25 protein-coding genes, 2 tRNA genes and 1 riboswitch are annotated in these 24,910 nt (G+C 61.7%); of the genes, 14 read left to right on the forward strand and 13 right to left on the reverse strand.

The window, feature by feature from the left end; translation table 11 throughout:
• Positions 1-51: 51 nt before the first annotated feature.
• Positions 52-1,005 carry a hypothetical protein gene (locus AC07OT_RS26105; protein WP_495109431.1) on the reverse strand — a complete coding sequence of 318 codons (954 nt, stop codon included), beginning with the start codon at positions 1,003-1,005 and terminating at the stop codon, positions 52-54.
• 192 nt (positions 1,006-1,197) lie between these two features.
• Here AC07OT_RS26105 and AC07OT_RS26110 point away from each other — a divergent pair, with 192 nt between their 5' ends.
• Both AC07OT_RS26110 and AC07OT_RS26115 read left to right on the forward strand, forming a co-directional pair.
• A complete protein-coding gene (locus AC07OT_RS26110; RefSeq protein WP_141155606.1) occupies positions 1,198-1,863 on the forward strand; it encodes a hypothetical protein in 666 nt (221 codons plus the stop codon).
• 14 nt (positions 1,864-1,877) lie between these two features.
• Positions 1,878-2,564: a tetratricopeptide repeat protein gene (locus AC07OT_RS26115; protein ID WP_495109432.1), complete on the forward strand. Its 687-nt coding sequence runs from the start codon at positions 1,878-1,880 to the stop codon at positions 2,562-2,564.
• An 804-nt stretch (positions 2,565-3,368) separates the two neighbouring features.
• Here AC07OT_RS26115 and AC07OT_RS26120 read toward each other — a convergent pair.
• Positions 3,369-3,800 carry a bleomycin resistance protein gene (locus AC07OT_RS26120; RefSeq protein ID WP_330216249.1) on the reverse strand — a complete coding sequence of 144 codons (432 nt, stop codon included), beginning with the start codon at positions 3,798-3,800 and terminating at the stop codon, positions 3,369-3,371.
• Between the two features lie 304 nt (positions 3,801-4,104).
• Between AC07OT_RS26120 and AC07OT_RS26125 the strand changes: the two genes are divergently transcribed.
• Positions 4,105-4,338, forward strand: coding sequence for a hypothetical protein (locus AC07OT_RS26125; RefSeq protein ID WP_027604039.1), 234 nt, complete (start codon positions 4,105-4,107; stop codon positions 4,336-4,338).
• Positions 4,339-4,341: 3 nt separating this feature from the next.
• On the opposite strand, the gene AC07OT_RS26130 is transcribed toward AC07OT_RS26125, so the two are convergent.
• Both AC07OT_RS26130 and chrA read right to left on the reverse strand, forming a co-directional pair.
• The gene (locus AC07OT_RS26130) at positions 4,342-4,581 is read right to left on the reverse strand and encodes a DUF6124 family protein (RefSeq protein WP_495109433.1); all 240 of its coding nucleotides are present in this window, start codon (positions 4,579-4,581) and stop codon (positions 4,342-4,344) included.
• A gap of 313 nt (positions 4,582-4,894) precedes the next feature.
• A complete protein-coding gene (gene chrA, locus AC07OT_RS26135) occupies positions 4,895-6,103 on the reverse strand; it encodes a chromate efflux transporter (protein ID WP_495109434.1) in 1,209 nt (402 codons plus the stop codon).
• A 129-nt stretch (positions 6,104-6,232) separates the two neighbouring features.
• Here chrA and AC07OT_RS26140 point away from each other — a divergent pair, with 129 nt between their 5' ends.
• The 4 genes from AC07OT_RS26140 to AC07OT_RS26155 all read left to right on the forward strand — a co-directional run bounded on the left by AC07OT_RS26140 (position 6,233) and on the right by AC07OT_RS26155 (position 8,988).
• The gene (locus AC07OT_RS26140; protein WP_141155602.1) at positions 6,233-6,805 is read left to right on the forward strand and encodes a nucleotidyltransferase family protein; all 573 of its coding nucleotides are present in this window, start codon (positions 6,233-6,235) and stop codon (positions 6,803-6,805) included.
• A 68-nt stretch (positions 6,806-6,873) separates the two neighbouring features.
• Positions 6,874-7,314 (forward strand): tryptophan-rich sensory protein TspO, encoded by a 441-nt coding sequence (tspO, locus tag AC07OT_RS26145; protein WP_065925072.1) that lies wholly within the window; start codon positions 6,874-6,876, stop codon positions 7,312-7,314.
• On the forward strand, positions 7,314-8,240 hold the full coding sequence (locus AC07OT_RS26150; protein WP_495109435.1) for an alpha/beta hydrolase fold domain-containing protein: 927 nt from the start codon (positions 7,314-7,316) through the stop codon (positions 8,238-8,240). The genes tspO and AC07OT_RS26150 overlap by 1 nt, the downstream gene beginning before the upstream one ends.
• A gap of 208 nt (positions 8,241-8,448) precedes the next feature.
• Positions 8,449-8,988, forward strand: a complete 540-nt coding sequence (locus AC07OT_RS26155; protein WP_495109436.1) for a hypothetical protein — start codon at positions 8,449-8,451, stop codon at positions 8,986-8,988.
• Between the two features lie 243 nt (positions 8,989-9,231).
• Here the strand turns inward: AC07OT_RS26155 and AC07OT_RS26160 are convergent, their stop codons facing one another.
• From AC07OT_RS26160 to AC07OT_RS26175, 4 genes are all read right to left on the reverse strand, one after another.
• A complete protein-coding gene (locus tag AC07OT_RS26160) occupies positions 9,232-9,996 on the reverse strand; it encodes an ABC transporter ATP-binding protein (RefSeq protein WP_495109437.1) in 765 nt (254 codons plus the stop codon).
• Entirely contained in the window at positions 9,993-10,997 is a 1,005-nt protein-coding gene (locus AC07OT_RS26165; protein ID WP_065940391.1) for a FecCD family ABC transporter permease, read from the reverse strand. Before AC07OT_RS26165 ends, AC07OT_RS26160 begins: the two co-directional genes overlap by 4 nt.
• Positions 10,994-12,004 (reverse strand): ABC transporter substrate-binding protein, encoded by a 1,011-nt coding sequence (locus AC07OT_RS26170; protein ID WP_495109438.1) that lies wholly within the window; start codon positions 12,002-12,004, stop codon positions 10,994-10,996. Before AC07OT_RS26170 ends, AC07OT_RS26165 begins: the two co-directional genes overlap by 4 nt.
• A gap of 114 nt (positions 12,005-12,118) precedes the next feature.
• A riboswitch (cobalamin riboswitch) is annotated at positions 12,119-12,312 on the reverse strand.
• Positions 12,313-12,348: 36 nt separating this feature from the next.
• On the reverse strand, positions 12,349-13,278 hold the full coding sequence (locus AC07OT_RS26175; RefSeq protein WP_495109439.1) for a DNA/RNA non-specific endonuclease: 930 nt from the start codon (positions 13,276-13,278) through the stop codon (positions 12,349-12,351).
• Between the two features lie 129 nt (positions 13,279-13,407).
• Here AC07OT_RS26175 and AC07OT_RS26180 point away from each other — a divergent pair, with 129 nt between their 5' ends.
• Entirely contained in the window at positions 13,408-14,469 is a 1,062-nt protein-coding gene (locus tag AC07OT_RS26180; RefSeq protein WP_495109440.1) for a M4 family metallopeptidase, read from the forward strand.
• Positions 14,470-14,483: 14 nt separating this feature from the next.
• Positions 14,484-14,789: a protealysin inhibitor emfourin gene (locus tag AC07OT_RS26185; RefSeq protein ID WP_027604053.1), complete on the forward strand. Its 306-nt coding sequence runs from the start codon at positions 14,484-14,486 to the stop codon at positions 14,787-14,789.
• Between the two features lie 2 nt (positions 14,790-14,791).
• Here AC07OT_RS26185 and AC07OT_RS26190 read toward each other — a convergent pair whose 3' ends face one another.
• The 3 genes from AC07OT_RS26190 to AC07OT_RS26200 all read right to left on the reverse strand — a co-directional run bounded on the left by AC07OT_RS26190 (position 14,792) and on the right by AC07OT_RS26200 (position 18,079).
• Positions 14,792-15,148, reverse strand: coding sequence for a response regulator (locus AC07OT_RS26190; protein ID WP_027604054.1), 357 nt, complete (start codon positions 15,146-15,148; stop codon positions 14,792-14,794).
• Between the two features lie 23 nt (positions 15,149-15,171).
• Entirely contained in the window at positions 15,172-16,614 is a 1,443-nt protein-coding gene (locus AC07OT_RS26195) for an ATPase domain-containing protein (protein ID WP_065940386.1), read from the reverse strand.
• 73 nt (positions 16,615-16,687) lie between these two features.
• Positions 16,688-18,079, reverse strand: a complete 1,392-nt coding sequence (locus tag AC07OT_RS26200) for an aldehyde dehydrogenase family protein (protein ID WP_495109441.1) — start codon at positions 18,077-18,079, stop codon at positions 16,688-16,690.
• A 103-nt stretch (positions 18,080-18,182) separates the two neighbouring features.
• On the opposite strand from AC07OT_RS26200, the gene ptrR reads away from it, so the two are divergent.
• Positions 18,183-19,055 carry a putrescine utilization regulator PtrR gene (gene ptrR, locus AC07OT_RS26205; protein ID WP_495109442.1) on the forward strand — a complete coding sequence of 291 codons (873 nt, stop codon included), beginning with the start codon at positions 18,183-18,185 and terminating at the stop codon, positions 19,053-19,055.
• Here the strand turns inward: ptrR and AC07OT_RS26210 are convergent.
• Both AC07OT_RS26210 and AC07OT_RS26215 read right to left on the reverse strand, forming a co-directional pair.
• Positions 19,052-19,261, reverse strand: a complete 210-nt coding sequence (locus AC07OT_RS26210; protein WP_016970937.1) for a hypothetical protein — start codon at positions 19,259-19,261, stop codon at positions 19,052-19,054. The two genes, ptrR and AC07OT_RS26210, sit on opposite strands and share 4 nt — an antisense overlap.
• A gap of 101 nt (positions 19,262-19,362) precedes the next feature.
• The gene (locus tag AC07OT_RS26215; protein ID WP_027604058.1) at positions 19,363-20,559 is read right to left on the reverse strand and encodes an amino acid aminotransferase; all 1,197 of its coding nucleotides are present in this window, start codon (positions 20,557-20,559) and stop codon (positions 19,363-19,365) included.
• A gap of 343 nt (positions 20,560-20,902) precedes the next feature.
• On the opposite strand from AC07OT_RS26215, the gene uvrB reads away from it, so the two are divergent.
• From uvrB to AC07OT_RS26235, 4 genes are all read left to right on the forward strand, one after another.
• On the forward strand, positions 20,903-22,918 hold the full coding sequence (uvrB, locus tag AC07OT_RS26220; protein WP_115486904.1) for an excinuclease ABC subunit UvrB: 2,016 nt from the start codon (positions 20,903-20,905) through the stop codon (positions 22,916-22,918).
• Positions 22,919-23,051: 133 nt separating this feature from the next.
• Positions 23,052-24,533 (forward strand): glutamate--tRNA ligase, encoded by a 1,482-nt coding sequence (gene gltX, locus AC07OT_RS26225; protein ID WP_016970940.1) that lies wholly within the window; start codon positions 23,052-23,054, stop codon positions 24,531-24,533.
• 147 nt (positions 24,534-24,680) lie between these two features.
• Positions 24,681-24,756 (forward strand) — tRNA-Ala (locus AC07OT_RS26230).
• Positions 24,757-24,834: 78 nt separating this feature from the next.
• Positions 24,835-24,910: transfer RNA gene (locus tag AC07OT_RS26235), tRNA-Glu, on the forward strand.

Raw genomic sequence — 24,910 nt, forward strand, 5'->3', positions numbered from 1 at the left:
GCAGGGGGGAAACGCCTGAGAATAGCAGCGTGCGCAAGTGGGTGGCAGTACTCATCTGGGATTGGCTTTCAGCCGGCCCAGTATCGCCGTGCGCAGGCAACCCCAGGCGATCAACCCGATAATCAGCACCTCGGCGATGCCGACAAGCAGGTTGAATGAAAAAACCATCGGTTGCTCAGCCCAGTAAAAACTTGTCGACCCCGTTCGAAGCCCGCTGACCCGCAGCCGTCCGGTCAACAGCGCACGCATCAATGCGATCACGTGAGTCAACTCCAGCACCGCCAGGAACGCACCCAGCAGGGTGAGCAGGGCGCGGGCGGGAAGGCCGAGTTTCTCGCTCGATTCGTGTGAAGAGTTGAGCTCTTTCCCCTTCGGCTTGACCCCCTTCGCCGCTCTGGCGCGGGCGGGAGCGGGCCTATAGGCGGCGGTTGCCCTGGCCGCCGAATCGACCACGACCTCGGTGGGCACCGGCACGTTCAGGTAGTCGGCCAGCTCACGCAGCCACCTGTCGGTGCGTTGACTGCCCGGCACTACCGGCACGTTGTCGGTGGTCAAACGCTGCTCGCTGCCATCGCGCATCACCAGCCACAGCTGGGTATAGACCGGCTCGGCCTGTGGGCGGCGGCGAAGTTCGAGGGCATGGGGGGCATTGATGCTGAACACCGACTGCACCCGTTCGCGGCGGCCGAAAAAATTACGGGTGCGGCGCGTGCCTTCACCGTTGTGCCGCGATAACAGCAAGGTCTCGCGGGTGCCGGTGTACACCATCAGCAGCAGGCCAAGGGCAGGAATCAGCAGCAGCCCGAGCACGATCAGCAGCGACGAGAGTGGGTCCAGGTCTGCCATCGACGCATTTTCAGCGCTGAACCCCAGCACGACGAAGGCCAGCGGCAGGATGAAGGCCATTGCGCCGGTCAGCAGCACGAATGCGCTTTGCACCCGGTTGCGCGAGTGGATGTGCAGGTCACCCTGGGCGGTGCGCTCGAAGCGATGGCCGATCAACATGCAGCTCTCCTGGTGCGCCGTTTTTAAGGTTGCTCGAAAGTCTGTGACAGGCGGTGCATGTCGCAGCGCAGGATAGCTTATGCCGGACAGGGCCGGGCCAGCGGCACACGGGTATTCTCCGGCAGGCCCGTATTGCTAAAGTTTCCCACTCACCCGCCGACAGATTTTGTTCCCACTTCACGGATGATTTTAATGTTCCGCTCTCTTTTTTCCGGCGTTGCATTGCTCGCCGTCGCCTGCACTGCCCACGCCCGTACCGTCACCACGCCCGAACAGCTGCTGACCGAGTTCTCTCGTTGCGATGCGCATTTCTTTGAGAGCCTGCGCGATGCGCGCTTGCCAGCAGGTACCTTGCGCCTGAGTGACTACGGTTCGGTCAAGGCACCGACCATCATGAGCCCGCTGCAGGAAGGTGGCACTTACCAACACTTCGAAACGCCCCTGATCGTTAATGGCGTGCGTATGGTCGGCTATTACAACCAGGCCCAAACCATCAAGGACGTCGGCAATTTTCTGTTCTGGGGTTTTGTAGCCGATGGCTCGCCGCAAGAGGTGGCTGCAAAGCTCAAGCCGCTGATCGTTGATAACGCCCGTTTTGTCAGTCAGGGCAAAGCCATTACCCGCGCCGAAATCCGCCGTGTCGGTGACCCGATCGGCCAATGGCGCACCGAAGGGCTGACCGGTCCTGGCGTCGCTACGCCGTTTGGTTTCGTAGACCGCGTGTTGATGGTCGACGCGGGCGACACGTCACCGTCGCTCGTGGGACACACCACCGTGTTCTGCTCGCTGCAAGGCACCGTGACCGCGCCGCTCCTGCAGGTCTATCGCCCTGACCTCAACGCTCATCTGCTCGACTGACAAGGATGCTGATCATGAATACTCGCTGGCTCGCACTGATTGCCTGCTCCGCCCTCCTCACCGGTTGTGCAGGGATGCAGAACCCGCAAAAAGCCAACCTTGCCCACTGCGCCAACCAGTTAAAGGCGTCCAAAGCCGAAAACTATCCTCTGGTGCTGCAGGAAGGTGATCTGTGCCTGCAGAAAGCTACGCTGCCTGCCTCGCTGCATAGTTTGATTTATGCGGTGCAGGCCGACGCCTACCTCAACCTCAAGCGCTTTCCCGAAGCCTTGGCCGCCAAGGAGAAATCCATGCAACTGGTGGTCAAGCCTGAGCCGCGCGCCTACCTGGACTTGAGCGCCATGTATCGCGCCGCTGGTAACCCGAAAAAAGCCCTTGAGCTCGTGCAGTACAACCTTGACAACGGAATGGGAGAAGCAGGAAAGGGGACCGGCTTCAATATGCCGACCTACTATCATCTGGGCCTCGCACTGACAGACCTGGGTCAGTACCGGGAGGCCGCCGAAGCATTCAGTACCGGCCTTCAGCGCCAGCCGGACTACGCCTGGGCCTATTATGCGCGCGGGATCGCGTACGACCATTTGGGCAACAGGGAAGACGCCAAGGCCGACTTCATGAAGTTCTCGCAGATCGTCGACAAGAAGTACCTCGAGCAGGAGAACAAGGCCAAGCTCGCGGAGTACAGGATTTCCATGCCGTAATTGGAACACCCGCTTAGGGGCGAATGTGCATGTTGTCTGGATAATTCGACGGATTCTGAGAAAGCACAGGCAGTGGAACAGGGTGGCCAGGCTCTGTGGTTCATCTGTGCTGCGAATGGTTGGGGGGCTGCTGCGCAGCCCAAAGGGAGCAAGCTCACTCGCCACAGGGGGGAGCGCGTGCTTAGGTCAGTTCGCTGCAGCTGCCGCATGCTTCTTGGCCCATAGCGCCAGGCAGCGGTTTGAAGGCTTGGTTTGGTGTTGGTCTGCTTACTGCACGCTCGGCCAGTTGGCCTGGCGAAAGGGCCTTTTCTTCGTGCCCAAGCTGGGCGCGCATAACCTCTTCATTTCTGGGTAGCTTGCGCTTCAATGCTATGCGCAAAAGCCCGCACGCCTTAACAAAAGATAGGTCAGATAGCCTAGGAGCAGCGCAACCAAAGGAACGACAAACCGGCGCAATTTCGAATCCGTTCGTGAGGTGTGGACGGGCAGTGTAGCGATGCTCACGCGCCGTACATAGATGCCTTGCTACAACAGGTTTAACCGCGTTCGGCGCTGCGAACCAGCGGCGCATGTGCTGGCTCATGTAGGCGTTGATGGCGATGGTACATCGCGCCCAGCAGGGAAAATTACGCCGTGGTGGGTTGGTCGGGGACCATAATTACGGTAGGCATGCAGTGAAGGTCAGGATCGCTTCCGGGTTACTTGAACCTGTTTTGATTACTCGCTTACCGGAGGGCAGCTTTCGAGCGAGCTAACCGGTAGCTATGGGGAGCAAACGACCCGTAGCTGACAGTCGGTTCAGATTCAGATTGAGCAAGTCGGTCGCTCACCCAATCGCTCTACCAACCTTACAAGATAACCGTCGGGATCCTGGACGATGAATTCGCGCTGGCCTACTTCTACATTGTCAGCCCGATACCAAGTGTCTTTGCATTCTCGATAGAGAGCACAGCCAGCCTGATCAAGTTTTTGGATAATGGGTGCAACAGCCTCAACATCAATCTGCAGGTTGATGCCTCTTCCAAACGGCTTGGTCAACGGCGCAGTCAGCCATTGACCCGCACCCGAATCAACCTGCTCAAGCATGACTTGAGCACCCTTCAAATCAAGGTATGCAAATCCATCTTCCAGGCGTTGATAAGCTACTTTGAAGCCCAGACGAGAAACCCAAAAAGCCAAGCTGCTATCCAGGTTGGTGACCATTAACTCCGGTACCAGTTTGTTACGTTCGAACATGGGATGACGTCCATTTCAAAAGGCTCGTTTTTGCGAACGGGCAGGTTTTGCGCCGTTGGCTTCTATACCGCAACGGGAACGTGGCGAGCGCGATGATGCACCGTCGGGTGGGAATTATCGAGTCGCGTCGAGTGACAACTAATGGCCCAGAGTTTTTTACACACTCTGGGCCGGTTAGCGACCGTTGCGCTCGGGAGCATCCGCTTCTGGTCGAAAGCCCCCCCCTTTCTAAGCCAACCGGTCTACCATGCCACCCCCGGCAGTGGTTGCACGCGCTACCGACTCAACTTTTAAAGGTATCGCAATGTCCATCGACCAAATCTCCCTCCCCAAAGGCGTAGGCCCTCACGCCGCCAAGCTTCTCGACGCCATCACCGGCGCCGCCACCCATGAAGAACTCAACCGCGCTGGCGGCAAGGCTGAAGGTTTTGTGCTCGGTCTGGAATCCACCAAAGCCATCAAGAGCCAAATCGCCGAGTCGTTGTATGTGGCCTATGACGACGCGGCGAGTAATCGTTCTAGTGAATTGAAGGGCTAGGCATTAACCGGAGCAGGGCGCTTCGCGGTCGAGCAATTTGGCAGTGAGGAGTACGCCCAGCTCGCTCAGTTGGTGGATAGCGAGGGCGATGTCGCGGTGTTTGCCGCATAGGTCTTCGGACAAGTCGAGCAGCAGTATGCTGACTGAGGCGAAGGTTTCGTAGCTGTTGGTGATGAGGGTTTCGTTGCTGGCGTCGGGTGAGACGCTGAAGAGAGCGGTTGAATCAGGTTTGACTTGATACATAACGATATCCAGATGTGGGCCGTCACCTCGCCGCTACTAAACAAAAAGGTGGCAGCTGTACGCAGGTTAGTAGACCGGTGGATATCAAAGCCGGCGCGCCCGGAGGCGCCCTACGCACAGCCACCATCAAGCACAGACGCAATGTCTGACTGATGACGCTCATGCACTTTTTTGATACCCAACTCAGGCTACTAAACCCGATCACCGAGAGATTCAGCGACCGAGCCACCTTAGAGACGGCCATCCCAGCGCACAAGCCGGCGGATTCTGACGCAAGCGTAGGCAAGGGAGCAAGGCACGGTGGCTGGGCGGCTCACACCGTAAGACTTAATAACCATCCCGTCGCGCCGCTTCCTACAACCACCAGCCACGGTGGCAGTTTCCACACCATCAGCGCCACCAGGCCAATCAGCGCCAGGGCGACGTCCCAGGCGGTGAAGATGGCGCTGGTCCACACCGGTTGGTACAGCGCCGCCAGCAACAGGCCGACCACCGCTGCGTTCACACCCGCCAGCGCGGCTTGGGTGCGCGGGCTGCGGCGCAGGCTTTCCCAGAAGGGCAGTGCGCCCAGCACCAGTAAAAACGACGGTGTGAAGATCGCCAGTAGGCAGAGCAGGCCACCGAGCCAGCCGTTCGGCGCTTGGGTCATCGAGGCGCCGAGGAAGGCGGCGAAGGTGAACAACGGGCCGGGCATGGCTTGGGCGGCGCCGTAGCCGGCGAGCAACACGTCGTTGCTCACCCAGTGGCGGGGCACGACTTCGGCTTGCAGCAAGGGCAGCACCACGTGGCCGCCGCCGAATACCAGCGCGCCGGTGCGGTAGAAGGCGTCAGTCACGGCCAGGGTTGGGTTGGGCATCCACTGGGCGAGAATCGGCAGGCTGGCCAGCAACAGCACAAACAGCGACAGCCATAGCGCCCCGGTGCGACGGCTGATGGTCACGGGCAGGGCGTCGTGCGCGGTGGGCGGTGTGGGCTTGAACAGCAGCAGGCCGGCCATGCCCGCGACGAGGATCACGCCGACCTGGCCCCACGCCGATGTTTGCAGCAGGGCCACGCAAGCGGCGAGCAGCATCACGGCCACGCGCGGGGCGTCGGTGCACAGGTTGCGCGCCATGCCCCACACGGCCTGGGCGACCACGGCGACGGCCACCACTTTAAGGCCATGCAACGCGCCGGGAGGGATGGCGGTGCTGTGCCGGGTGATGCCCAAGGCCAACAGGATCAGCACCACGGCGGACGGCAAGGTAAACCCGAGCCACGCCGCCAATGCGCCGCCGTACCCCGCGCGCGACAGGCCGAGGGCGATGCCGACCTGGCTGCTGGCGGGGCCGGGCAGGAATTGGCACAGCGCGACCAAATCCGCGTAACTGCGCTCGCTCAGCCAGCGCCGCCGGGTCACGAACGCGTCCCGGAAATAACCCAGGTGCGCAATCGGGCCGCCAAAGGAGGTAAGGCCCAGGCGCAGGAAAATCAGGAACACCGACCAGGGGCTTTCGCGGTGATCTGCGGGGGAGTGGGCCAAGGCGGGCGGTCTCGGTGAGGGCAGGGCATCGCGGCACCTTAGCGAATTTTGATGACGTGAAGAAGCGGCGCTAGCGCTCAATGTTGTACCGTTGCTCCCCAGGACCGTACCGATGATGAAGGAGCCACCATGACATTGACCGTCGACACCCTGCTCGAACTGGCCATGGCCAACCCCATCAACGCCGAAATCACCGCGCGCCTGCCTGACCTAGGTGTGGACCAGTGCATGCTCACCGCGGGTTGCCTGTTCCAGGCGGTGTGGAATCATCAGGCGAATCTGCCGGCTGATCAGGGCGTGAAGGATTACGACGTTTTTTACTTCGACACCGACCTGTCCTACGAGGCGGAAGACGCGGTGATTCGTGCGGCGGATGAACTGTTCAAAGACCTGGGCGTGAATGTCGAGGTCAAGAACCAGGCGCGGGTGCACCTTTGGTACGCTCAGCGCTTTGGTCGGCCTTACCCGCAGTTGCAGTCGGCGCGCGACGGGGTCGACCGTTATCTGGTGGCCGGTACGTGCATCGGCTTGGAGGTTGCCACGGGCGACGTGTATGCGCCGTATGGGTTGGAGGATGTGGAGTTGGGGATTTTGCGGATTAATCCACTGCATCCGGAGCAGACGTTGTTTGAGCAGAAGGCGCGCAGTTATCAGGCGCGGTGGCCCTGGCTGAGGATTGTCGGGTTGGAGATGCCGGAATGAATTGGCGCTGAACTTTTAGGTAGGTGTCGCACGTCCAAGCTTCAAATCACTCCCGCCAAGGACAGACGATGACCTTCTTTATCTTCCTGCTTGCCTGCGCCGCCGCCGCCAGTACCGGCGTCATTTTCAAACCCGGCGCCTGGTATGAATCCCTCGTCAAACCCAGCTTCACCCCACCCAATTGGCTGTTCCCGGTGGCCTGGACGATCATCTACCTGCTGCTGGCCTGGGCCGGCTATCGCTTGAGCCTGATCCCCGGCAGTCAAATGGTGCTGGCGCTGTGGGCTGCGCAAATTGCCCTGAATACCCTGTGGACGCCGGTATTTTTCGGCGCGCATCGCCTGCTGGCCGGGATGGTGATCATCGTGTTGCTGTGGATCACCGTGGCGGCGATGGTGGTGCTGGCCGTGCGCCTGGACCTGATCACCGGCCTGATCCTGTTCCCGTACCTGGCGTGGCTGTGTGTGGCGGCCGCTTTGAATTTTTCGATCCTGCGTAATAACCGCTGATGGCTCGCCAACCGTGGCCCGCCAACGAGGCGGAACTGGCGCAGATGCGCCGCTTCAATCAGAAGCTCGCCTGGCTGCCGCGCTTCAAGATCCGCAATCGCGTTACGCCGCGTTTGATCCAGGCGCTGTTGCGCGCCAGTCAAACGCTCAAGCGTGCCATACCGGCTGAAAGCCGGATGGTCGCCGACGTCCCGGTGCGCATCCTGCGGCCAAGCGGCAAGCCCAAGGGCGTGGTGCTGGATATCCACGGCGGCGGCTGGGTGATCGGCAATGCGCAGATGGATGACGACCTCAACCTGGGCATGCTGCAGGCGTGCGACGTGGCGGTGGTGTCGGTGGATTATCGCTTGGCGGTGGATACGCCGGTTGAAGGCTTGATGGAAGACTGCCTGAACGCCGCACGTTGGTTGCTCACGGATGATGAGTTTGCCGGGCTGCCGGTGATCGTCGTCGGTGAATCGGCCGGTGGGCATCTGGCGGCGGCGACATTGCTGGCGCTCAAGCAATGGCCGGAACTGCTCAAGCGCATAAGCGGCGCGGTGCTGTATTACGGCGTTTATGACCTGGCCGGTACACCGAGCGTACGCGCGGCCGGGCCTGAAACGTTGCTGCTGGACGGGCCGGGGATGGTGGAAGCGTTGCGCATGCTCACGCCGGGGCTGAGTGATGATGAACGCCGACAGCCGCCGTTGTCGCCGTTGTATGGCGACTTTGAAGGGCTGCCCCCAGCGTTGATGTTTGTCGGGGAATTGGACCCGCTTAAGGATGACACGCTGCTGATTGCCGAGCGGTGGCCCAGTGCTGAAGCACACCTGCTGCCGGAGTCGGCCCATGGGTTTATTCATTTTCCGGTGGCGATGGCGGATGGGGTGTTGGCCTATAGCCGACAGTGGATCACTCAGTGCATTGATGGCGAACAGGCATAACTGTATAGGCGCCTCTCTAAGGCTCACCCATTCCTCTGTGGTGAGCGAGCTTGCTCGCGTTGGGCTGCGAAGCGGCCCCAAAACCAGCCAGTGCAGAGTAAGCTCGCGTCCCACAGAAAGCACCGATTCACCATTACCGCCTTATCTTTTATCAGCAGGCCGGGTACCCTCTTTTCTCCACACATTCCCCCCAAGCCAAGGAAAGCACGTGAAGGTTCTTCAAGGAGCAATCGGACTATCGGCGTTGTATCTGCTGGCAGGCTGTGGCCAGGTCACCGAAAAAACACTGACGTTCGACGTGCCCTATGGGATGTATGAAACCGTTCTGCGCCAGAACGTCACCGGAACAGGCCAGTTGACCTGCAAGGTCACCACCGACAACCAGGACCGCGGCGAAAAGTGGGTGCCGTCGGTGATTCTTGCGGCGGCCGAGGACGCTGCCGAGGACGACACCCTGTTTCTTTCCAGCTACACGCCCGCCGACAGCGACCAGCGCTTGTTCCAACTGCGCACCTTCAACAAAGCCAGGCCGGTCATCGACACCTTCTTCCATCGGGCCCCCGACCAACGCGGTGTGTATACGTTGCGCCTGACCTGGCAGGTGGACGGCGCCATTGGTTATCAGGTCGCCAGCGGTGGGGCCTGGGAAGAGAGGAAACTCGTCGACAAGCCCGGTTTTTCCGTGCGCCATGTGAGCGTGCATGCCTCCGGTATGAAGGGCAGTGCTGTGTGTGAGTTGCGCGAGTGAACGCGCTGACGTTGAGGCCGGCGACGGTGACTGATCTGCCGTTCTCCCTGTGGTGAGCGGGCTTGTCCCGCGTTGGGCTGCGAAGCAGCCCCGAAACCAGTCTCTACAGAGTGTCTGATACAGCGCATTCCTCTTGACTGGGGCTGCTACGCAGCCCAACGCGGGCAAGCCCGCTCGCCACAACAGCCTATCTACCACCGCCCCTCCCACAATAGAGTCTCGGGTGAAGTGGACATGTGCTGTTCAGTTAGACCGCAACCGCAGTATCTGCGCCCCATCAAACGGGTCCGTCAGGTAATGCGCCTGCACCCCGAATGTCTCCTGTAGTCGCTGTGGCGTCAGCACCTCCAGCGGCTTGCCCAGCGCGACCAGGCGCCCACGGTCCAGCACGGCCAGGCGATCGCAGGTCAGCGCCTGGTTCAGGTCATGCAGGGCGATGAGGGTGGTCACCGGCAAGCCTTGCACGCCTTTCAAAATCGCCAACTGATGCTGGATATCCAGGTGGTTGGTCGGCTCATCCAGCAACAGGATCTGCGGCCGTTGCGCCAGGGCCCGGGCGATGTGCACGCGTTGGCGCTCGCCGCCGGAGAGGCTGCGCCAGGCGCGCTGGCTCAGGTGGGTGGCGTCCACGTCATGCAGGGCCTGGCGCACGATGGCGTCGTCGTCGCCGGACCACGGGCTCAGCGCCGACAGCCACGGTGTACGGCCCAGCGCTACGGCGTCGAATACGCGGATGGCGTCGTCGGTGTCGGCCTGTTGTTCCACCACCGCCAGCTGTTGGGCGATGGCGCGGCGGGACAGGTCGCCCAGGCGCTGGCCGCCCAGGTGCACGTCGCCGCTGGCCGGTGCGCGCAGGCCGGCGAGCAGTTTGAGCAGGGTGGATTTGCCGGAGCCGTTGGGCCCGACAATCCCCAGGGTTTCCCCCCGCTGAACCTCCAGGTGAATATCCTGCAGCAACTCCGCCTCACGCACCTTGAAGCCCAGGCCGGTGCAACTCAGTACGCTCATCGCGCATTCCTCCGGCCAATCAGGATCAGCGCAAACACCGGCGCGCCCACCAGCGCCGTCACCACGCCGACCGGAATCACCTGGCCCTTGATCAAGGTGCGCGACAACACATCGGCCGCAATCAAAAATAACGCGCCGCCCAGCGCACTGGCGGGCAGCAGGCGCGAATGCCCGGTGCCGAGCAGCAGGCGCACCGCGTGGGGGATCACCAGGCCGACAAAGCCAATGGAGCCGACAATCGACACCATCACCGCCGTTACCAGCGCCGCGCACCCCACCAGCACAACCTGCACGCGGCGTACCGGGATGCCCAGGGAGGCCGCCGAATCCGTGCCGAAGGTAAACGCATCCAACGCGCGACGATGCCACAGGCACACCGCCAGGCCGGTGACCGCCACCGGCACCGCCAGCCACACCGACGGCCAGCGCACGCCGCTGAGGTTGCCCAGCAGCCAGAACATGATGCCGCGTGCCTGTTCGGAGCTGGCGGACTTGGTGATCAGGAACGCGGTAAGTGCATTGAACAGCTGCGAGCCGGCGATGCCGGCGAGTATGATCTGCCCGGTGCCGCTGGACGAACCGCTGGCCCGCGCCAGCAGGATCACCAGGGCAAACGCCGCCATCGCGCCGACAAAGGCGCCGGCCGACAATGAAATCAGCCCGCCGCCCACGCCCATCAACGCCACCAGCACCGCGCCGGTCGAAGCCCCGGCGCTGATGCCCAGCAGGTACGGATCGGCCAACGGGTTGCGCAGCAACGACTGCAAAATCACCCCGCAGGTGGCCAGCCCCGCACCGCAGGCGGCGGCCACCAGGGCACGGGTGAGGCGATAGTTCCACACCACGCCTTCATCGATCGGGTCCAGCACGTAACCGGCCGCCCACAGTTTGTTGGCGAGCACCTGTAGCACCACCTGGGGCGAGATGGCGGTTTCGCCGATGGCCACGCCGGCGAGCACGGCGATCAGCAATAGCGCCAGGGCGAGTAAGGTCCGGATCATTGCGGCAGGTCGTAGCCGTCGATGGCCGTGGCCAGGTGTTCAAGGCCGTCGAACATGCGGATGCTGGCCTGCAGCGCCAGGGCGTCGAGGATGATGATGCGGTTGTTTTTCACCGCGTCCATGTTGCGCGTGACCGGGTCGCTGCGCAGGAAGGCGAGTTTCTTTTCATGGTCGTCGGCGGGGTAGCGGCGGCGGTCCATGCGGGCGATTACCAGGAAGGTCGGGTTGGCCTTGGCGAGGGTTTCCCAGCCGACGGCGGGCCATTCTTCATCGGATTGCACCACGTTGTGCAAACCGAGGGTTTCGAGCATGAACTCCGGAATGCCCTTGTGTCCGGCCACGTAGGGGTCGCTGGCCAGTTCGGCGCTGGAGAACCACACCAGCGCGCTGGCCTGCTTGAGGCCTTTGCTCTGCACGGTGGCCACGGATTTGGCCAGGCGCGCCTGGAGCTCATCGTTCAACTGTTGGCCGCGATCCTGTACATCGAAAATCTGCGCCAGCTGGCGGATGCTTTTGTAGATGGTCTCGATACGGAACGGCTCCAGCCGCGTGCCGTCGGCGCCCACCAGGTTGTCCTTGCCTTCGCAGTCGGAGGGCAGCAGGTAGGTGGGGATCTTCAGTTCGTGAAACTGCTCGCGGGTGCCGACCACGCCTTGCGGGCCCACCACCCATTCCAGCTCGGCGGCCACCAGTTGCGGGCGCTTGGCGATCACTGCTTCGAAGCTGGGCTCGTTGTTGGCCAGGCGCTCGATGCTGTCGTTCTGCGCCTTGAACTGCGGCAACACGCTGTTGAACCACAGCGAAGTGCCCACCACGCGGTCAGCCACGCCGAGGGCATAGAGCATTTCGGTGGCGGCCTGGCCGATGGTCACGCTGCGCGCGGGCGCCTGCGGGAAAGTAAGGGTGCTGCCGCAGTTTTCCAGGGTCAGCGGGTAATGCGTGGGGGCGGCGTGGGCCAGGGCGCAGAAACCCAGGCCGCTGATCAGGGCGGTAACGCGTGGCAGCATGAGGCGATCTCCGTGTGAACCGTACGTGGAAACAGGGGAGGTACGGTTCGGAAATACGCCCTCGAACGCTGCCGAACGGGCAGGCAAGGAGGTCCTTCCCGGACACCCCGCCGGTTAGTGATTACTGGGCCGGCAGGTCTCCTGACTGATGCGTCGTCGCCACGCTCCGGCCTTCCCGGACGCGGTCCAGTGGCAGTGGGGAGCAGGCTCGGCACCTACAGTTGCGGGGGCAGTTCCGATTGACGCGGTGTACCGCGCTTCGGATTCCCTATTAGTCCCGTTCGGGAACCGGCGCGGTATGGTAGTTGATTAGGGCCAGGCGATACAGCCCGAAGGGCGCCCGGTCAGAGACGAATATCCTCGGGGCCGCGGATCAGCGCTTCAATTCGCGTGCCCGTGGCGCGCTCTTCGTTGCTGAAACCGTCGTAGTCCGCCAGGTTGGCGAAGCGGATGCCGGTCAATTGTTCGATCTGGATCACGCTGCGCTGGTAGGTCCTGACCTGGCCGAACATCAGGTCGAGCTGACCCAACTCGCGGCTTTGGTCGATCATGTAGGCGCTGGCGGAGGGCTTGCCGTCATCGCTGAGGTAGGCCACCACCTTCCAGAACGCCTTGGGGATTCTGATGCCACGGTAAAGGCGGTCGTCGTCGGCGAACACCGGGCCGCTGAACACCGTTGCCCGGGCTTTCCAACGTTGCGTGTTATTGAGGATGTAGTCTTCCAGTTCCAGCCAGGTCTTCTGGTTGAACCCGCTCATCTGCGGCGAGCAGTTGGTGAAGTGGAAGGTGTCGAGGTTGGCGGTGTTTGCCGCATCGCCCCAGTTGGGATCCTGGCGCCGTACCAGGTGGCCGCGATCCAGGCCATTGCTGGCATAGAGCTCTTCGCCGACCTGGGCGCTGATCGGCAGGCGCCCATCGTAGGCCCAGGTGTCGTTGCTGCGGATAATCTCCACATGCTGCCCGCCGTCGATATTGACGCCCACGTAGAGCGCCAGTCGTCGGGAACGGGACATCGTCACCGAGAAATGCGTGTAGTCCAGGCGCAGCGGTTGGACGTCGTCCGCCAATGCCTCATCGGCGGTGGGCCAGGGCACTGTGAAGCTGCTGAGAAAGTCCTCGGCGTAGCCCTGTCGGTCCTGTAGATCCTTGGCCGCGGTGACACGGGGCTTCGCCGCCCGGGCTTCCATCAGGGTGGGATTGGTCGCGATCAAAGGGCGCAGATCGGCGAGTCGTGGGCGGTGCGCAAGATCGATTTTGGCTTTGCGGGCTGGCATGGGTAAGTCCTCCTTGGATAAACACGACTGCAACATAGATTGATGACAATTGATGACACGGGTTAACCCTGGGGGGCTATCCTCAAACGGTTACCGGAGCTACACCATATGCCAACAGGGAGCCAGCTAATGTGTGATCGCCACCACCGCAACCCGATTTTCTGCCTGATCCCGCCGTATATGCTCGACCAGATCGCGCGTCACGGTGATAAGGCCCAGCGCGACATCGCGCTGCGCACCCGCGCCAAGGACAGCACGTTCCGTTCGCTGCGCATGGTCGCAGTGCCCGCCAAGGGGCCGGCCCACATGGCCCTGGTCATGGGCGCCGGCAAACGGCGCTCGATCTACAGCGCCGAAGGCACCGACAGCCTGCCGGGCAAGCTGATCCGCGGTGAAGGCCAGCCCGCCAGTGGCGACGCCGCCGTGGACGAAGCCTATGACGGCTTGGGTGCCACGTTCGATTTTTTCGAAGAGGTGTTCGACCGCAACTCCATCGACGACGCCGGCATGGCGCTGGATGCCACCGTGCACTTTGGCCAGAACTATAACAATGCGTTCTGGAACTCGACCCAGATGGTGTTTGGCGACGGCGATGGGCAGTTGTTCAACCGCTTCACGGTGGCCCTCGATGTGATTGGCCATGAATTGGCCCACGGCGTCACCGAGGACGAGGCCAAGCTGATGTATTTCAATCAATCCGGCGCGCTGAACGAGTCACTTTCGGACGTGTTCGGCTCACTGATCAAGCAGTATGCGTTGAAGCAAACCGCCGAAGACGCCGATTGGCTGATCGGCAAAGGGTTGTTCACCAAGAAGATCAAAGGCGTCGCCCTGCGTTCGATGAAGGCCCCCGGCACCGCGTTCGATGACAAGCTGCTGGGCAAGGACCCTCAGCCAGGGCATATGGATGATTTTGTCCAGACCTACGAGGACAATGGTGGGGTGCATATCAATTCCGGCATTCCCAACCATGCGTTCTATCAGGTGGCGACCCGGATTGGCGGGTTTGCCTGGGAGCGCGCAGGACGTATCTGGTATGACGCGCTGCGCGATGCGCGGTTGCGGCCTAACTCGGGGTTTTTACGTTTTGCGCGTATAACCTACGATATCGCCGGTCGTCTCTACGGCGCGAACAAGGATGAGCACAAGGCGGTCAAGGAGGGCTGGAAAGCGGTTGGCATTAACGTCTGACGTGAGGAACAGCCATGCAAATTTCGATCAAGGAAAACGGCGGGCCGGCGTTTTTTCCGGGTTTGACCAAGCCTCGTACGGTGGAGTTGAACACGTTGCCCGAGCCGGACCAGCAAGAGTTGCGGCAGCTGATCGAGGCTTCAAACTTCTTTCAATTGCCGCAGAGCACCACGCCAGAGCCCGGAAACCCGGGCCAGGTGCACTACACCCTGACCGTGAAAGAAGGCCAGCAGGAACATACGGTGTGCGTGCTCGCGCCGGTGAAGTCGCAGGCGCTGGATGGGCTGGTGCAGTGTGTGCGCCGGCATATCCGCAGTTGAGGTCACCCCAGCAGTTCCTTCACCTTGGTAATGAGCTTGTTGATGTCGAACGGCTTGTCCAGCACCGCATCGAACAGGTCCGAGCGCTGCATGCCGATATGGGCCTGCGCGCCGCTGATCAGGATAATCGGCAGGTGCTTGACGGCAGGCAGTGCACGGACCGCTTCGGCGAACTCCTCACCGTCCATCACCGGCATCATGAAATCGGTGATGATCAGCGACGGCCGTTCTCGCTCCAGCACCTCCAGCGCCTTTTTCCCATTGCCAGCTGTGACGACCATGAACCCCTCATCTTCCAGTGCGTAGGCAAGGATATCGGCGATCAAGTACTCGTCATCGACGACCAGGATAGTGGCCATGTCAATTCAACCTACCCAAAGACTTAAAAAGCTGAACCAGGCAGCGCTGAATTGGATGCAACTGAGGGGGCATTTCTTGAGACCTTTCTTAAGTCAACGGCTTGGTCACGGATCACCACCTCCAATAATGAGGGGTCATAAAAGCTGTCTCTGACCTTAAGAATGGAAAGCGTCCTTCTAAGTTCAGACTGAATCTCGAAGAAACGCATAAGCATGAGGTTGTCGGCAATGCTCGACAGTTCAGACGCGGGTGAAGTGACCTCCGAGCCGAACAGATCATGCATCTCCCACGTGGCGAACACCGTGACGCCCCTGGCGCGCAGTTCGTTCATCAGTGCGCTGTAGAAATCGGTGATCCGTGCCGGGTTGTTGGAGACGCGGGTCATGCCGCTCAAGCTGTCGATGAACAGGCGCTTGATGCCCTTTTCCTCGACCAGGCGCAGCAATCGCGCGCCAAGCCCATCCAGCAGGCCTTCGGTGGTGGGCTGCCAGGCGATGGTCAGTGCGCCACTGTCTTCCATCTCCTGGATATCGATGCCCAGGGATTGGCCTTTGAGCCGCAGGCGCTGAGGGCTTTCGTAGAAGCCGAAGTGCAGGCCGGGAGCGTCTACCGTCGATTCCGAGAGGAACTTGAGGCCCAGGGTGGTCTTGCCGATGCCCGACGGTCCCATGACCAAAGTCACGCTGGAGCTGTGCAGCCCGCCGCCGAGGATGCCGTCCAACGAGCCGATACCGCTGGCGATGCGCGTCAGGTCGGCGCTGTCGGGCGCGGACGGACGGCCATAGAGGCTTTCCAGGCGCGGATACACCACCAGGCCGTCGTCGTTGATTTCACACTCGTGCAGGCCGGTGAGCGCGCCGCTGCCGCGGGTCTTGCGCAACTGGATACGGCGCACGGAACGGGTGCCGAACAGTTCCTCGCCCATTTCGATCACGCCATCGACCATGGTGTGCTCGGGGCTGCCGTCATCCAGGCGTGAGCTGGTGAGGAACAGCACCGTGCAACCGGCGAAGGCGGCATGCCCTTGCAGTTCGGAAATGAATTTTTTCGTGTCGATCGGCGAGTCGGCCTTGGAACGCGCGTTCAACAAGCCGTCCACCACCATGACGGTGGCTCTCTGCCTGCTGATCTCACGCCTGAGCAGCTTGACCACTTCGTCGAGGCCTTCGTTTTCCAGGGTGTCGAAGGCGCTGACAAACTGGATTTCGGCGCCCACACGGGAGGCGTCAAAAAAGCTCAGGGTAGAGAGGAACTGGAAAAGGCGGTCGTGGGATTCCGCCAACAGCGTGGCAACCAGGACTCGGCCGCCATTGCGCGCGTGATGAAACCCCAGCTGGTTGGCAAGGATGGTTTTACCTGAGCCGGGGCGGCCCTGAATGATGTAGGACGCCCCAGACACCAGCCCTCCCTTGAGCAGAGCGTCCAGCCCTTCGATTCCGCTTTGAAGGCGATTTAGCTTTTCCACAGTGCGATCCTGACCCTAAAAACATGCTGTTAAGCCGAGTGGACAGAATGCTAACGCCATTTGTTCACTGCTGCTACTTGCGATCCAGCCATACGGTCTGCGCATTGCAGAATTCGCGCAGGCCAAAATGCGACAACTCGCGCCCGAACCCGCTCTTCTTCACGCCGCCAAACGCCACCCGAGGGTCGGACACGCTGAACGCATTGATGAAGATCCCGCCGGTGTCCAGCTGGTTGGCGATGTCGCGGGCCTTGGCCGGGTTGGTGGTGAAGAGGCTGGCGGTGAGGCCGAACTCGCTGTCATTGGCCAGGGCCACGGCGTGGTCGGCATCGCGGGCGGTGATGATCGACGCCACGGGGCCAAACAGTTCCTGTTTGAACGAAGTCATCTGGTCGGTGACGTCGGCCAGTACGGTCGGCTCATAGTAGTTGGCGGCACCGGCGACTTTGTGGCCGCCCAGCAGCAGGGTGGCGCCTTCTTCCAGGGTGGCCTGGACCTGGCCGTGCAGCTCGTCGCGCAGGTCGAAGCGCGCCATCGGGCCGACGTAGGTGCTGGCCGAGGTCGGGTCGCCCATCACCAGCGCGCGGCTGGCTTCGACGAACTTGGCGGTGAAGGCGTCCACCACACCGGCTTCGATGATCAGGCGCTTGGCGGCGGCGCAGACCTGGCCGCTGTTCTGGAAACGACCGATCACGGCGGCCTGCACGGCGGCGTCGAGGTCGGCGTCGTTGAGTACGATGAACGGGTCGGAGCCGCCCAGTTCCAGTACGCATTTCTTCAGCGCGGCACCGGCCTGGGAGCCGATGGCCATGCCGGCGCGTACGCTGCCGGTGAGGGTGACGGCGGCGATGCGCGGGTCGGCGATGGCAGTGGATACGCCGTCCTGGGTCACGTTGATCACTTCGAACAGGCCTTCAGCGAAACCGGCCTTCTGCAACGCCGCTTTCATCAGGTAGGCGCTGCCCATCACGTTCGGCGCGTGTTTGAGCACGTAGGTATTGCCGGCGAGCAGGGTCGGCACGGCGCCGCGCAGCACTTGCCATACCGGGAAGTTCCACGGCATCACGGCGAGGATCGGGCCCAGCGGGCGGTATTCGATGTGGGCGCTGCCGTTGTCCACCAGGGTGGGTTCCGGGGCCAGCATGGCCGGGCCATGGGCGGCATACCACTCGCTGAGCTGGGCGCATTTTTCGATTTCGGCGTGGGCCTGGGTGATGGGCTTGCCCATTTCCAGGGTGATCATCTGCGCCATTTCTTCGGCTTGATCGCGCAGGGCGCCGGCCAGGGCCAGCAGCAGTTCGGCGCGCTGGCTGACCGGCTCGCGGCGCCAGGTGCGGAAGGCTGCGCTGGCACGGTCGAGGGCGGCGTCCAGTTGCGCGGCGTTTTCGTAGGCGTAGCTGCCGACTGTTTCGCCGGTGGCGGGGTTGATCGACAGGGCGTGGGTCTGGTGGGAAATAGCGTTCATGGCACCGTCCGGCTGAAAGAGTGGAATGGGTTCAGCCTACGGGGCTGTATGTTTTCTGGAAACTGAATAATATTAAGCAATACATTCACGATTGGAGAATGACTTGGACCTGGTGCAGCTGGAAATCTTCAAGGCCGTTGCCGAGCAAGGCAGCATCAGTGCCGCCGCGCAGTTGATTCATCGGGTGCCGTCGAACCTGACCACGCGCATCAAGCAACTGGAGCAGGATCTGGGCGTGGAGTTGTTTATCCGCGAGAAGAGTCGTCTGCGCCTGTCGCCCGCCGGGTGGAATTTCCTCGGTTATGCGCGGCGTATTCTCGACCTGGTGCAGGAAGCCCGCGCGACGGTGGCGGGGGAGGAGCCCCAGGGCGCATTTGCCCTCGGCTCCCTGGAAAGCACGGCGGCGGTGCGCATCCCGGCGCTGCTCGCGGCCTACAACCAGAAGCACACCAAGGTCGAATTGGACCTGAGCACCGGGCCTTCAGGCACGATGATCGAGGGCGTATTGTCGGGGCGGCTGGCGGCGGCGTTCGTCGATGGGCCGGTATTGCATGCCACCCTGGAAGGCGTGGCGGTGTTCGAGGAGGAGATGGTGGTGATTGCGCCGCTGCACCACGCGCCTATCAGCCGTGGGCAGGATGTGAACGGGGAGAGCATCTACACCTTTCGCTCCAACTGTTCCTACCGGCACCATTTCGAGCGCTGGTTCGCAAAGGACGGCGCGGTGCCGGGGAGGATCTTCGAGATGGAGTCCTACCACGGCATGCTTGCCTGTGTCAGCGCCGGGGCCGGCCTGGCGCTGATGCCGCGCAGCATGCTGGAAAGCATGCCGGGGTTTACCACGGTGAGCGTGTGGCCGCTGACGGACAGTTTTCGCACCCTGCATACCTGGCTGATCTGGCGCCGTGGCACGGTGTCGCAGAGTTTGAACAGTTTTGTGAAGTTGCTGGAGGAGCAGGGTGTGGCGTCGGCCTAGCCGCCGAACTGGAACGTGCCCATGGCCAGCTTGGCCATGATTGCCGTCGCGCCCAACTGCACCAGCCACAAGGCCAATCCACCCAGGAACACCCCGAGCGCCACCTGCAACACCAGGCTTTTCTGGCGCTTGGCTTGGGGCGCGCGCGGGGTGTAGTCGTGCAGTTCGTCGCGGTCGGCGCGCAGGTCCAGGTCGTCGTTTCTCATAGGGCTCTCACAGCAAAGGGGCGATCAGGGTTCAGTCTAGTGGGTTCGCCAATAAAAAGGGGGAAGCCATCGGCTTCCCCCTTCGTATGACGCCGTCAGGCTTATAGAACCTGAACAATCGCCTTTGTTACCGCAGCAATGTTCGACTGGTTCAACGCCGCCACGCAGATACGCCCGGTATCCAGCGCGTAGATACCAAACTCGCTGCGCAGGCGGGTGACTTGCTCAACGGTCAGGCCGGAGTAGGAGAACATCCCGCGCTGGCGACCGACGAAGCTGAAGTCGTGGCCCGGAGCAGCCTTGGCCAGCTCGGCAACCATCTGCTCACGCATGCCACGGATGCGCAGGCGCATCTCGGCCAGTTCGGCTTCCCACTGGGCGCGCAGCTCAGGGTTGTTGAGCACCGCGGCAACAATCGCTGCGCCGTGGGTTGGCGGGTTGGAGTAGTTGGTACGGATCACGCGCTTGACCTGGGACAGGATGCGCGCGCTTTCTTCCTTGGAGTCGCCGACGATGGACAGCGCGCCCACACGCTCGCCGTACAGGGAGAACGACTTGGAGAACGAGCTGGAGACAAAGAAGGTCAGGCCCGATTCGGCGAACAGGCGCACGGCGGCGGCGTCTTCGTGGATACCGTCGCCAAAGCCCTGGTAGGCCATGTCGAGAAACGGCACCAGGTTCCGGGCCTTGACCACGTCCAGCACGTTCTGCCAGTCGGCCGGGCTCAGGTCGACGCCGGTCGGGTTATGGCAGCAGGCGTGCAGCACCACGATGGACTGGGGCGGCAGGGCGTTGAGGTCTTCGAGCAGGCCGGCACGGTTCACGTCGTGGGTGGCGGCGTCGTAGTAGCGGTAGTTTTGCACCGGGAAACCGGCGGTTTCGAACAGGGCGCGGTGGTTTTCCCAGCTCGGGTCGCTGATCGCTACGACGGCGCCTGGCAGCAATTGCTTGAGGAAGTCTGCACCCAGCTTCAGGGCGCCGGTGCCGCCTACCGCTTGTACGGTGGTGACGCGGCCAGCGTTCAGCAGTGGCGATTCAGCGCCGAACAGCAGGGTTTGCACGGCCTTGTCGTAGGCCGCGATGCCGTCGATCGGCAAGTAGCCACGGGCGGCGTGTTGCGCCACGCGAATGGCTTCCGCTTCGGCAACGGCACGCAAGAGTGGAATCTTCCCCTCCTCGTTGCAGTAAACGCCCACGCCAAGGTTGACCTTGGTGGTTCGTGTATCGGCGTTGAATGCTTCGTTGAGGCCCAGGATTGGATCGCGTGGTGCCATTTCGACAGCGGAGAACAGGCTCATTTTTGCGGCAGCTCTATGGGAGAAGGGAGGGACGTGTCGCGCTCCAGCCGAATGCACTAGAGCGGTGCACAAACGGGGAGCTAGTATAGAGGCCATCACCGCTGAGGGCGACAACCGAAACGGCTTTTCGGCCAAGTTTTTCGGTTTATTTGCCGACCGTTAGTCTTATTGCAACATGGGTCGACGACGGCAGGCGGGACGATTGCCTTGAAACCCGTCACATTCGCCACCACTTCTACAGCTATCATGGTTTTTTCCTACGACCCGCTCTGAAACTTCGCGGGTTGTGGTCTTTTTCGTCCCCGACGGGTTTACAGTCTGGGGTGACTTCAAGAGGTACGTTATGTCGGATTTCCAACTAGTCACCCGCTTTGAACCTGCCGGCGACCAGCCCGAGGCCATTCGCCAGATGGTCGAAGGCATCGAGGCCGGCCTGGCACACCAGACGCTGCTCGGGGTGACCGGTTCGGGCAAGACCTTCAGCATCGCCAACGTGATTGCGCAGATCAACCGCCCCACGCTGGTGCTGGCCCCGAACAAGACCCTGGCCGCGCAGTTGTACGGCGAGTTCAAGGCGTTCTTCCCGAACAACGCGGTGGAATACTTCGTTTCCTACTACGACTACTACCAGCCCGAAGCGTATGTACCGTCCTCCGATACCTTTATCGAGAAGGATGCGTCGATCAACGACCATATCGAGCAGATGCGGCTGTCGGCGACCAAGGCGTTGCTGGAGCGCAAGGACGCGATCATCGTCACCACGGTGTCGTGCATCTATGGCCTGGGTAGCCCGGAAACCTATTTGAAGATGGTGCTGCACGTGGACCGCGGCGACAAACTCGACCAGCGCGAGCTGCTGCGCCGTCTGACCAGCCTGCAGTACACCCGCAACGACATGGATTTTGCCCGCGCCACTTTCCGCGTGCGTGGCGATGTGATCGACATCTACCCGGCCGAATCCGACCTGGAGGCGATCCGCATCGAGCTGTTTGACGATGAAGTCGAGAGCCTGTCGGCCTTCGACCCGTTGACCGGCGAGGTGATCCGCAAGCTGCCGCGCTTCACTTTCTATCCGAAAAGCCACTACGTGACCCCGCGCGAAACCCTGATGGGCGCCATCGAGGGTATCAAGGTCGAGCTGGCCGAGCGCCTGGAGTACCTGCGTGCCAACAACAAGCTGGTGGAAGCCCAGCGTTTGGAGCAACGCACGCGCTTTGACCTGGAGATGATCCTCGAGCTGGGTTACTGCAACGGCATCGAGAACTACTCGCGCTACCTCTCGGGCCGTGACTCCGGCGCACCGCCGCCGACCCTCTACGATTACCTGCCCGACGACGCGCTGCTGGTGATCGACGAGTCCCACGTCAGCGTGCCGCAAGTGGGCGCCATGTATAAGGGCGACCGCTCGCGCAAGGAAACCCTGGTGGAGTACGGCTTCCGCCTGCCGTCGGCACTGGATAACCGGCCGATGCGCTTCGACGAGTGGGAAGCCATCAGCCCGCAGACCATCTTTGTCTCCGCTACGCCGGGCAACTACGAGGCCGAGCATGCCGGCCGTGTGATCGAGCAACTGGTGCGTCCCACCGGCCTGGTCGACCCGGAAATCGAAATCCGCCCGGCGCTGACCCAGGTCGACGACTTGCTCTCGGAAATCACCAAGCGCGTGGCGCTGGAGGAACGGGTGCTGGTCACCACGCTGACCAAGCGCATGTCCGAAGACTTGACCGACTACCTCGCCGACCACGGCGTGCGCGTGCGTTACCTGCACTCGGACATCGACACCGTGGAGCGCGTGGAAATCATCCGCGACCTGCGCCTGGGCACCTTTGACGTGCTGGTGGGCATCAACCTGCTGCGCGAAGGCCTGGACATGCCGGAAGTGTCGCTGGTGGCAATCCTCGATGCAGACAAGGAGGGCTTCCTGCGTTCCGAACGCTCGCTGATCCAGACCATCGGTCGCGCGGCGCGTAACCTCAATGGCCGGGCGATTCTCTACGCGGACCGCATCACCGGTTCCATGGAGCGGGCGATTGGCGAGACGCAACGCCGTCGCGACAAGCAAATTGCCTTCAACCTGGAAAACGGCATTACGCCCAAAGGCGTGTTCAAGGACGTTGCCGACATCATGGAAGGCGCCACCGTGCCGGGCTCGCGCAGCAAGAAGCGCAAGGGCATGGCCAAGGCCGCCGAGGAAAGCGCCAAGTACGAAAACGAACTGCGCTCGCCGAGTGAGATCACCAAGCGGATTCGCCAGTTGGAAGAGAAAATGTACCAGTTGGCGCGGGATCTGGAGTTCGAGGCCGCGGCGCAGACCCGCGATGAAATTGGCAAGTTGCGCGAGCGTCTGCTGGCGGTTTGATGGGTGGTGACTTGACCGGCCTCATCGGGGGCTTGCCCCCGATGGCTGCGCCTCGGTTTTCCAGAAATCACCCAGGCTGTTACCATTCGCCCCTTGTTTCAATTTCAGTTATATCGCCCATTCGAGACCTGCCATGACCACCGTCCGCACGCGCATCGCGCCATCGCCTACTGGGGATCCCCACGTCGGCACTGCCTACATCGCCTTGTTCAACTACTGCTTTGCCAAGCAGCACGGCGGTGAATTCATCCTGCGGATCGAAGACACCGACCAACTGCGCTCCACCCGCGAGTCGGAACAGCAGATTTTCGATGCCCTGCGCTGGTTGGGCATTACCTGGGCCGAAGGCCCGGACGTCGGCGGCCCGCACGGTCCGTATCGCCAGAGCGAGCGCAGCGACATCTACAAGCAGTACACCCAGCAGCTGGTCGACATGGGCCATGCGTTCCCATGCTTCTGCACCGCTGAAGAACTCGACCAGATGCGCGCCGAGCAACAGGCCCGTGGCGAAACCCCGCGCTACGATGGCCGCGCATTGCTGCTGTCGAAAGAGGAAGTGGCGGCCCGCCTGGCCGCCGGTGAACCTCACGTTATCCGCATGAAGGTGCCGAGCGAAGGCGTGTGCGTGGTGCCGGACATGCTGCGCGGTGACGTCGAGATCCCGTGGGACCGCATGGACATGCAGGTGCTGATGAAGACCGACGGCCTGCCGACGTACTTCCTGGCCAACGTGGTCGATGACCACCTGATGGGCATCACCCACGTATTGCGCGGTGAAGAATGGCTGCCGTCGGCGCCGAAGCTGATCCTGCTTTACGAGTACTTCGGTTGGGAACAGCCGCAGCTGTGCTACATGCCGCTGCTGCGTAACCCGGACAAGAGCAAGCTGTCCAAGCGCAAGAACCCGACCTCGGTGACGTTCTACGAGCGCATGGGCTTCATGCCTGAAGCGATGCTCAACTACCTGGGGCGCATGGGCTGGTCGATGCCGGACGAGCGCGAGAAGTTCTCCCTGCAGGAAATGGTCGATAACTTCGACCTGTCCCGCGTGTCCCTGGGCGGGCCGATCTTCGATATCGAGAAACTCTCGTGGCTCAATGGCCAGTGGCTGCGTGATCTGCCGGTGGAAGAGTTTGCCAGCCGCGTGCAGCAATGGGCGCTGAACCCAGAATACATGATGAAGATCGCACCGCTGGTGCAGGGCAGGGTGGAGACGTTCAGCCAGGTCGCACCGTTGGCCAGCTTCTTCTTTGCCGGTGGTGTGAACCCGGATGCCAGGCTGTTCGAATCCAAGAAGCTCTCGGGCGATCAGGTTCGTCAGCTCATGCAACTGATCCTGTGGAAGCTGGAAAGCCTGCGCCAGTGGGAGAAGGACGCGATCACTGCGACGATCCAGGCGGTGGTGGAATCCCTGGAGTTGAAATTGCGCGATGCCATGCCGCTGATGTTTGCCGCGATCACCGGGCAGGCCAGTTCGGTGTCGGTGCTGGATGCGATGGAAATTCTCGGCCCGGACCTGACCCGTTTCCGCCTGCGCCAAGCCCTTGATTTGCTTGGTGGTGTATCGAAGAAAGAAAACAAAGAGTGGGAAAAGCTGTTGGGCGCTATCGCTTAAGCAGTCCGTTGCAGCGACGAAACCCAGGTTTTCCGGGGTTTCGTCGGTAAGTGATTGTTATCCCGGCAAAAAATTTTGGAAAATGTTGAAAATAAATTTGACACCTTTCCAAACCGCCATTAAGATTCGCCCCGTCCTCACCGATGAGGGGCTATAGCTCAGCTGGGAGAGCGCTTGCATGGCATGCAAGAGGTCAACGGTTCGATCCCGTTTAGCTCCACCAATCTACAGGTTCAAGGTCTGGCCACACCGTCCTTGAACCGATCAGCTCTCAGCGCTGGTCAGATGTACAGAAGGTTTTGTCCCCTTCGTCTAGTGGCCTAGGACACCGCCCTTTCACGGCGGTAACAGGGGTTCGAGTCCCCTAGGGGACGCCA

It is taken from the genome of Pseudomonas sp. GW821-FHT09C10 (genome assembly GCF_059418085.1).